Origin of the sequence: Thermanaeromonas sp. (genome assembly GCF_021890735.1) — a bacterium.
Classification (GTDB): Bacteria; Bacillota; DSM-521; order Neomoorellales; family Neomoorellaceae; genus Thermanaeromonas.
Map to the genome: position 1 here is coordinate 1 of NZ_JAKKUR010000084.1, position 7,527 is coordinate 7,527.

At 49.1% G+C, this 7,527-nt stretch carries 12 protein-coding genes; 3 read left to right on the forward strand and 9 right to left on the reverse strand.

Annotation, left to right across the window (positions count from 1 at the left end; all coding sequences use genetic code 11):
- On the forward strand, nucleotides 1-357 hold a 357-nt coding region (locus L5656_RS09770), incomplete at its 5' end, for a 2-hydroxyacyl-CoA dehydratase family protein (protein ID WP_297202449.1).
- A 96-nt stretch (nucleotides 358-453) separates the two neighbouring features.
- Here L5656_RS09770 and L5656_RS11435 read toward each other — a convergent pair.
- The 8 genes from L5656_RS11435 to L5656_RS09805 form a co-directional block, all read right to left on the reverse strand.
- On the reverse strand, nucleotides 454-639 hold the full coding sequence (locus L5656_RS11435; protein WP_366018254.1) for a (Fe-S)-binding protein: 186 nt from the start codon (nucleotides 637-639) through the stop codon (nucleotides 454-456).
- A 94-nt stretch (nucleotides 640-733) separates the two neighbouring features.
- On the reverse strand, nucleotides 734-895 hold the full coding sequence (locus L5656_RS09775; RefSeq protein WP_297202451.1) for a hypothetical protein: 162 nt from the start codon (nucleotides 893-895) through the stop codon (nucleotides 734-736).
- A gap of 25 nt (nucleotides 896-920) precedes the next feature.
- Nucleotides 921-1,070, reverse strand: a complete 150-nt coding sequence (locus tag L5656_RS09780) for a hypothetical protein (protein WP_297202453.1) — start codon at nucleotides 1,068-1,070, stop codon at nucleotides 921-923.
- A gap of 7 nt (nucleotides 1,071-1,077) precedes the next feature.
- The gene (locus tag L5656_RS09785; RefSeq protein ID WP_297202455.1) at nucleotides 1,078-2,232 is read right to left on the reverse strand and encodes an aminotransferase class V-fold PLP-dependent enzyme; all 1,155 of its coding nucleotides are present in this window, start codon (nucleotides 2,230-2,232) and stop codon (nucleotides 1,078-1,080) included.
- Nucleotides 2,233-2,298: 66 nt separating this feature from the next.
- Nucleotides 2,299-2,673 carry a putative zinc-binding protein gene (locus L5656_RS09790; protein WP_297202457.1) on the reverse strand — a complete coding sequence of 125 codons (375 nt, stop codon included), beginning with the start codon at nucleotides 2,671-2,673 and terminating at the stop codon, nucleotides 2,299-2,301.
- A gap of 15 nt (nucleotides 2,674-2,688) precedes the next feature.
- Nucleotides 2,689-2,934 carry a thioredoxin family protein gene (locus L5656_RS09795; RefSeq protein WP_297202460.1) on the reverse strand — a complete coding sequence of 82 codons (246 nt, stop codon included), beginning with the start codon at nucleotides 2,932-2,934 and terminating at the stop codon, nucleotides 2,689-2,691.
- An 84-nt stretch (nucleotides 2,935-3,018) separates the two neighbouring features.
- Nucleotides 3,019-4,191: a permease gene (locus L5656_RS09800; protein ID WP_297202462.1), complete on the reverse strand. Its 1,173-nt coding sequence runs from the start codon at nucleotides 4,189-4,191 to the stop codon at nucleotides 3,019-3,021.
- Nucleotides 4,192-4,244: 53 nt separating this feature from the next.
- Nucleotides 4,245-4,628, reverse strand: a complete 384-nt coding sequence (locus tag L5656_RS09805) for an ArsR/SmtB family transcription factor (RefSeq protein WP_297202464.1) — start codon at nucleotides 4,626-4,628, stop codon at nucleotides 4,245-4,247.
- A gap of 268 nt (nucleotides 4,629-4,896) precedes the next feature.
- Between L5656_RS09805 and L5656_RS09810 the strand changes: the two genes are divergently transcribed.
- On the forward strand, nucleotides 4,897-5,268 hold the full coding sequence (locus L5656_RS09810; protein WP_297202466.1) for an ArsR/SmtB family transcription factor: 372 nt from the start codon (nucleotides 4,897-4,899) through the stop codon (nucleotides 5,266-5,268).
- Nucleotides 5,269-5,377: 109 nt separating this feature from the next.
- Nucleotides 5,378-6,460: an ACR3 family arsenite efflux transporter gene (gene arsB / locus L5656_RS09815; protein ID WP_297202468.1), complete on the forward strand. Its 1,083-nt coding sequence runs from the start codon at nucleotides 5,378-5,380 to the stop codon at nucleotides 6,458-6,460.
- Between the two features lie 8 nt (nucleotides 6,461-6,468).
- On the opposite strand, the gene L5656_RS09820 is transcribed toward arsB, so the two are convergent.
- On the reverse strand, nucleotides 6,469-7,527 hold a 1,059-nt coding region (locus L5656_RS09820), incomplete at its 5' end, for a B12-binding domain-containing radical SAM protein (protein ID WP_297202470.1).

The following is a 7,527-nucleotide window of genomic DNA, read 5'->3' on the forward strand; positions in this document are numbered from 1 at the left end:
GCCGAGGAGACCTGCACCGGTACCCGCTATTTTGCCGGACGTGTAGAAGAGGAAGGGACCTTGAGGGACCAGATTAAAGCACTGGCCCGGCGCATTTTAGATATTAACTGCGCCTGCTTTACTCCCAATTTTAACCGGGTGGAAAATATTCTAAACTTAGCTCAAGAATGGCAGGCCGATGGGGTTATTTACTATACCTTGCAGTTCTGCCAGACCTATGCTTTAGAAGCCAGGCGGGTGGAAAAGGCCTTGAAGGAAAGAGGTATACCGGTGCTCACTTTGGAGAGCGATTACAGCGAAGAGGATGTGGGGCAACTCAAGACCCGTATAGAAGCTTTTTTAGAGATGCTTAAGTAATATGGGTTGGCAATTATCGCATACAGAATAAAGTCGTACACAGAGCCCTGGATGGCCAGGCTTTTCGCTTAAGCGGCTGGTCCGGGGCTTATTTTTTTATCCGGGCTGGCTCCCTAATTGTGCTACAGCCAGGCAAGTGGGCTCACCGCATTGCTTACAGTTTTTTCCGGGCAGGTACTTGTATATCTCCAGGGCTGTAGGGCGCTGTCGGCGGATGTAAAGGGGTTCAATTTGGTCCCGGCGGGCATAAGTGTCGTTAACTAAATCTTTAAACCAATCCAGAGTCTAGTCTTAAACGTATCGGTAGTATTAAGCGCTTTAGCTATAGTCATCTCTTGGGGATAGACGGTAAGCAGGCGAGATTCCTTAGTAAAGGTTAGTGTATGACTCTCAGGATTATAAATAGCATGGAGAATAACCGCTTAAGATAGGGCATTAATTCGCGGATATCGCGGGAGAAGCGTGCTTTTAGGCGTATCTTCTCCGGGTCAGCCGGGCAGGGCTCCATGTAGGTTATACGTATATCTTGTAAGTACATAGTTTCACCTCTCGGGCCGCATCAGCTACCCCGCCAGACAGGGCACCGGCTTTTTTAGCTTTGGAGCCACGTGCTTTAAAATAAATTCTAAGGCCTCTTCCCTCTCTTTATCGAGGCATATCCTCTCCAGTTTCATTTGCTCTTCTTCATCCAACACTATAAATACTTTGCCCATTAAACTATCACCCTTTTAAACGCCCGGTAATATCCCTTAGAGCTGCCAGAAGGGCATCAATATCGTCACGGGTGTTAAAATAACCCAGGCTTACCCGCACTGTCCCCCGCTCTAAAGTACCTATACTGCGGTGAGCGCAAGGAGCGCAGTGAAGTCCAGATCTTACCATGATTCCATAAACCTCGTCTAGCACATAAGCTACTTCCCCGGCGCTTACGGAAGATAAATTGAAGGACACCACGCCGACCTTGGAGGTGACCTCATGAGGGCCGTAAATTTCTAAGCCGGGTATTCTTTTTAAGCCTTCCTGCAGGTGTTCAAGAAGCTCTAGCTCTTTTTTCCGTATGTTTTCCACGCCGGTCTCCAGTAAAAATTCTACCGCTGCCTTAAGGCCCGCTAGCCCCGCCACATTCTGGGTGCCCGCCTCATAGCGGTCGGGCAAAACCCGGGGCTGCTCTTCCAAGGCCGATTCACTTCCCGTCCCTCCCTCGATAAGTGGCTCAGGCTCAAACCCTTCCCTGATATATAAACCGCCCGTACCTTGAGGGCCCATAAGTCCTTTATGGCCGGTAAAGGCCAGAAGATCGATATTCATAGCCTCCACATCAATAGGGTAGGCCCCTGCCGTCTGGGCAGCATCCACCAGAAAAGGTATACCCTTCTTGCGCGCTATTTTCCCTACTTCCTCCACCGGCATCAAAGCGCCGGTAACATTGGAAGCGTGGAGCATGACTATCATCCTGGTCTCTGGCCGGATAGACTCTTCTAAATCGCGCAATTGAAAAGGGCCACCTTGAGGACAAGGAAGGGCAGTTATTTTAATTCCTCTTTCCCGCTCAAGCCTTTTCAAAGGCCGCCAGACAGCATTGTGCTCCAGGGAGGTGGTTATAACATGGTCTCCTTCCCTAAGCAGCCCCTTTATCGCCAGGTTCAAAGCTTCAGTAACGTTAAAGGTAAACACTATGCGGCTAACATCTTTTATGTTGAACAGGCGGCCTAAATGAGAGCGGGCCTCATATACAATTCTATCAGCCTCCAGAGCCAGCTTATAGGCTCCCCTCCCGGCACTAACCCCTATATCGCGCAGATAATCATCCATGGCCTTATATACTCTCTCAGGTTTAGGGAAAGAAGTGGCGGCATTGTCCAGATAGATACCCATTAAATAACCCCTTTCCCTTCTTTTAAGAAAGCCACGGGCAAAAGGTACTTGCCCGTGGCGTTAAAACTAATACCCCAGGGATTCCTTCACCGCTTTTACCACGTGCTCGACTTCTTCATCCGTCCAGACAAAATCGTGGTGTTTTTTAACTCCCAATTGTGTCACCATAACATAGTCGGTCACCGGAAAGCCAGCATGTTCTACTGCCGCTTTAGCGCAAGCTATGGGACAGCCGTCAATAACTACGATCCTCTTGGCCACTTTGGTGGATTCCACAATGCTCTGCACATGGCCCCCCAGGCCGGCCAGGCAAAAGAGCTTGCCTATCCCTTCTTGGTCCAGCTTCACCGCCGCCTGGTTAGCTATTTGCCCTACATTCGAACCCCCGGCGCAAGGGAAGATCATAACTTCTGCCGGGTCGCAGGTGCACTTCTCCGCCATACGCTCCTCTCCCCTTTATTGGTTCAACTCCTCGTTAATCCATTTCTTAATCTCCTCTTTGTCAGGCACGCGGCCGAAGACTTTCACTTTGCCGTTGATGACCAGCCCGGGTGTCATAATGACCCCGTAATCAGTGATCTTGTTGATGTCGGTTACCTTTTCCACGTCAGCCGCAACACCCATTTCGGCCAGAGCGTTCATGACGTTACTCTCCAGCGCCTTACACCGGGCGCAGCCCGGACCTAAGACTTTGATTTCCACTGTTCCGTCTCTCCTTTCCCTTTAAAGTTAAATTTAAAACATTTCTCTGGTAGCCTCAAGTTAAATTTTGTTCCTTTTGTTATCTTAGCCGACCAGCGCTCCGAAAATCATTCCAGTTAAAGTGGCCATTATGACTACCAGGGAAACATAGGTAAAGGTTTTCTTAAAGCCCAGGACGCTGTTGATGACCAACATATTGGGTAAACTTAAAGCCGGCCCTGCAAGAAGCAGGGCTAGAGCAGGTCCCTGGCCCATGCCGGAGCCCAGAAGCCCCTGTACAATGGGTACTTCCGTCAGAGTGGCAAAGTACATAAAAGCTCCGACGATAGAAGCCGTGAAATTGGCTAGAAGCCCATTCCCTCCTACGACCATGGATATATACTTAGCCGGGATTATCCCTGTATCCACGCCGGGTCTGCCCATAAGGAATCCGGCCACCAGTACCCCTCCGAAAAGAAGGGGTAAGATCTTAATACTGAAATCCCACGTAGAATCCACCCAGGCAGATAATTCTTCCCGGGTAAACCAGGCCTTTAAAATCAGGGCCAGGGCTACGAGCAGGCCTATCACGAGATACCACTTAATGCTGTAGACCGCATACCATAAACCTGCCTTCTCCGCAGGCTTGCCCCAAGCGGCAAAGACGAGTATCAGAACCAAAACGAGAAAATACAGAGTAGTCTGGCCTAAAGTCCGCCTTGGTTCGCCTTCACCTTCAGGCATGAGCAATCCTTTGGCCCTCTCCTGCTCTTCTCCTCTAAAGAGCAGGGCCATAATAAGGCCTATAACTACCGAAAACAGGACCGCGCCAATAGCCCTGGCCAGCCCTATTTGCCAGCCCAGGACCCGGGCCGAAAGGATAATGGCCAAGACGTTTATCGCAGGGCCCGAATAGAGAAAGGCTATGGCCGGTCCTAAGCCCGCTCCCCGTTTATAAATGCCCATAAATAAAGGCAGTACAGTGCAGGAGCAAACAGCCAGTATGGCCCCGGAAACCGCCCCTACTCCATAAGCCGTCACCTTGGGGCTGTCCGGCCCCAGGTATTTCATTACGGCCTGGGAGGAAAGGAAATTGCTTATAGCTCCCGCGATAAAGAGGGCGGGTACCAGGCAGAACAGCACGTGCTCCCTAGCGTATTCTTGCAGCATGTAAAAAGCTTCCAGGATAGCGCTCTGCATCCTGGGATGGTGGAAGGGGAGAAAGTAGGCTGCTAGAAATACGGCTAAAATTAAGAGCAGCTTAGTTTGCTTGCTCATAGGAAGAACATCTCCTTTTAAATTAGCTTTAAAAAAGCTGTACCAAATTTGAACTAAGCTAAGTCGTTATGGGTATCTTGAGGCGGTGGACAAGAACTCAGTACTTTCCCACTGGCCACAAAAGCTTCATAGCGCTCCCATTCTTCTTTCATTTGGGGGATATCTTTGATGGGAGTAACCCAAAATATCTCTAGTTCCCTCTGGCATTCAGCCAGCACCTCCTTATTCACCCGGTAACGGACGCGCTGGCCTTCCTTTTTTTCCTCCGCCAGGCCCACCGCTTTTAATCTCCTTAGATGCTGGGATACAGTGGGTTGGGCGATATTCATTACCGCCACCAGTTCACAAACGTACATATCGCGCTCTAAAAGGAACTTAATTATTTTCATGCGCGTGGGATCTGCCAGGACTTTGAGATATTCGATTAGCCGTTCCACTCTTTCACTCTCCTTAAGCGGTGTAATTTGAAATACGGTGAAATACAGGTAATGCGGTAGAATTGGTCTTTTATATTAGTATATTGCTATATTGCAATATAAATTTTAAAACAAACGCCCTCGGGTGTCAACCTTTTTGTGGCCCCAAACGCAACCTCCTACAATTTATTGATTTATTGACACGAATTCAAAGGTATAATATTATATAAGCAAACGTTTATATAATTGCTACAAACAGAACAAACTGGTTCAGGAGGTGAACCAATGCTTGGAAATAAAAGAAGCTGAAAAAATATTTAAGGCCCTGGGCCAAAGCCTGCGCTTAAAAATCGTCGCCCTTTTGGCCGAGCAGGAGTTCTGTGTATGCGAGCTGGAGGAAATTTTTAATGTTTCTCAGCCGGCTATCTCCCAGCATCTGCGTGTTCTTAAAGAGGCCGGCCTGGTGGAGGAAGAAAAGATAGGCCAGTGGGTATTTTATTCCTTGAGAAGGGAGTTCCTGGAGAGGTTTCTGCAAGATTTTTCCTCCTATCTGTTTTCTCCTTTACAGGACAAAAAGGGGTTGGAACAGGAAAAGCTCCAAGTTGAAAAGCTAAAGCAAAACCCCAAAGTTAATTGCCGGCCGGTAAGAAGACAAAAATAAGAAACTAACTATAATCCGAGTGAAAAAGCAATATATGAAAAGCAGCGTGCTATCTAGAAAAGCACCAGCAGCCAAAATAGTAACCTAGAAAGGGAGGTCAAAACCGGTTATGCCCAACGGCCAAGCTGCAGCACGCCTTTCCTTGCTGGACCGCTTCCTTACTCTATGGATTTTCCTGGCCATGGCTTTCGGTGTAGGCTTGGGTTATTTTGTGCCGGGGGTGGCTACGGCCCTGGATAAGCTTTCTATTGGAACCACTTCCATCCCCATAGCCATAGGCCTGATTGTTATGATGTACCCTCCCTTAGCCAAAGTAAAATATGAGGAGATGGGCAAAGTTTTTAAGAACTCCAAGGTGTTAGCCCTCTCCCTCATCCAAAACTGGGTAATCGGCCCTATTCTGATGTTCATCCTGGCCATAATCTTTCTCCGGAACTATCCTGAGTATATGGTAGGGCTAATACTTATAGGCCTTGCCCGCTGCATCGCCATGGTCATTGTATGGAACAGCCTGGCCAATGGCGACAGTGAATATGCGGCGGCTCTCGTGGCCCTCAATTCCATCTTCCAGGTCGTGTTTTACTCTATATATGCTTATATCTTCATTACCGTATTGCCTACCCTCATAGGGCTTAAGGGTATGCGGGTGCAGGTGTCCATCGGAGAAGTAGCCACCAGTGTAGCCATCTACCTGGGCATTCCCTTTGTGGCCGGCTTTCTTACCCGGAGGATACTTTTACCTGCTAAGGGCAAAGAGTGGTACGAAAAAGTTTTTGTGCCTAAAGTAAGCCCCTTGGCTTTAATAGCTTTGCTTTTCACCATTGTGGTCATGTTCTCCTTAAAGGGCAATTATATTGTTAGCCTGCCCCTGGACGTCATGCGGGTAGCTATACCCCTTATCGCCTACTTTGTAGTGATGTTCTTGATATCCTTTTTCTTGAGCATGCGCCTGGGAGTAAATTACGCCCAGACCACTACCCTCTCCTTTACCGCCGCCAGCAACAACTTTGAGCTGGCCATAGCCGTGGCAGTGGCCGTATTCGGCATCGACTCCGGCCAAGCCTTTGCCGCAGTCATCGGCCCCTTAATCGAAGTGCCGGTAATGATCGGCTTAGTCAATGTGGCTCTGGCCTTTGCGCGCAAGTATTTCACCCCTACGGGGGAGCCTAAAACGGCGAGCAACAGGGAATAAAGCTGAAGCTATTTAAGTCTTGAAGGCCTTGAAAGATAATACACCCTGGCCTTGGCTTGGGTTCCGGGGGGACCGTAGTAAAAATATACAAGGGTAGGCTGCCTTTCTAAGGGCTTTTCCGGATGGCAGAGGAAGAGCTCAAGGTATCCGTGACGGCGTAAGGTAGAGGAGTCTAACTCCGCAAGCTCCGGTAAGTATTCCTGCCGGAAGGCCCGGTCGCTTAGGCGGTCCATCCAGAAAGCCCTTTCTTTTTCTGTCAAGGGCGAAGCCGGAGCCCACGAAGGCCAACGCCGGCTGCGATCGTGCAAGCATAGATCGAATTTGAGCAGGTGATAAAAGAGGTTCAAATCTATCTTGTCGCGAAAGGTAGCCGCAAACTGGGCAAGATTGTTATACAGGTCCTGTCGGCCGGGGGCCCTGCGGTGAAAATCTTTTTCTTCCCACCAGGAAGCCAGGACCTCAAAAAGGGTGAAAGGAGCAGGAAAGGCTTTCTCCAAATAAAGCAGGGCGTGGTCAGCTATATGGGAGTTCCAGTATCTTTCTAAAAGATCAGCTATACGGTGGAGGCGCAGAAGCTCAGCATAGGACATAGAGCCGCTGGCCAGGACCTCGTAAGGAGGCTCGTCCGAGAAGATATAGCCATACTTAGAAGCTTGCTCACGTAAAGGTGTCCCCTTTAAAAGCTTAAGAAAACCCAGTTGGATTTCATGGGGTCTTAAGCTGTAGACGGCATCGAAGCTTTGGGCGAAGGAAGAGTAGGTTTCCTTCGGCAGTCCGGCGATGAGGTCCAGGTGCAGGCGGATGTTGCCCATAGAACGGAGTTTCTTTATATTTCGGGCCAGCTTTTCCCAGTTCTGGCGGCGCTGGCAGTGCAGGTTAACTTCCTCGTGGATGGTCTGGACCCCGATCTCGAATTGGAAAAGATCTGGAGGGACATTTTTAAGGAAGTCTAGCATTTCATCATCTAATAAGTCCCCTACTATTTCAAAGTAGAACCTCGGTTTGACATCTAACAGGCCTAAGGGCTGCTCTAATAGAAATTGCCAGATGGCTAGGGCCCTTTTTTT

Bases quoted from the DNA above. Each gene is read 5' to 3' on its own strand.
- arsB (WP_297202468.1), top strand. From the start codon at position 5,378: ATGCCCAACGGCCAAGCTGCAGCACGCCTTTCCTTGCTGGACCGCTTC.
- L5656_RS09785 (WP_297202455.1), bottom strand. From the start codon at position 2,232: ATGGGTATCTATCTGGACAATGCCGCCACTTCTTTCCCTAAACCTGAG.
- L5656_RS09790 (WP_297202457.1), bottom strand. From the start codon at position 2,673: ATGGCGGAGAAGTGCACCTGCGACCCGGCAGAAGTTATGATCTTCCCT.
- L5656_RS09800 (WP_297202462.1), bottom strand. From the start codon at position 4,191: ATGAGCAAGCAAACTAAGCTGCTCTTAATTTTAGCCGTATTTCTAGCA.
- L5656_RS09780 (WP_297202453.1), bottom strand. From the start codon at position 1,070: ATGGGCAAAGTATTTATAGTGTTGGATGAAGAAGAGCAAATGAAACTG.
- L5656_RS09775 (WP_297202451.1), bottom strand. From the start codon at position 895: ATGTACTTACAAGATATACGTATAACCTACATGGAGCCCTGCCCGGCT.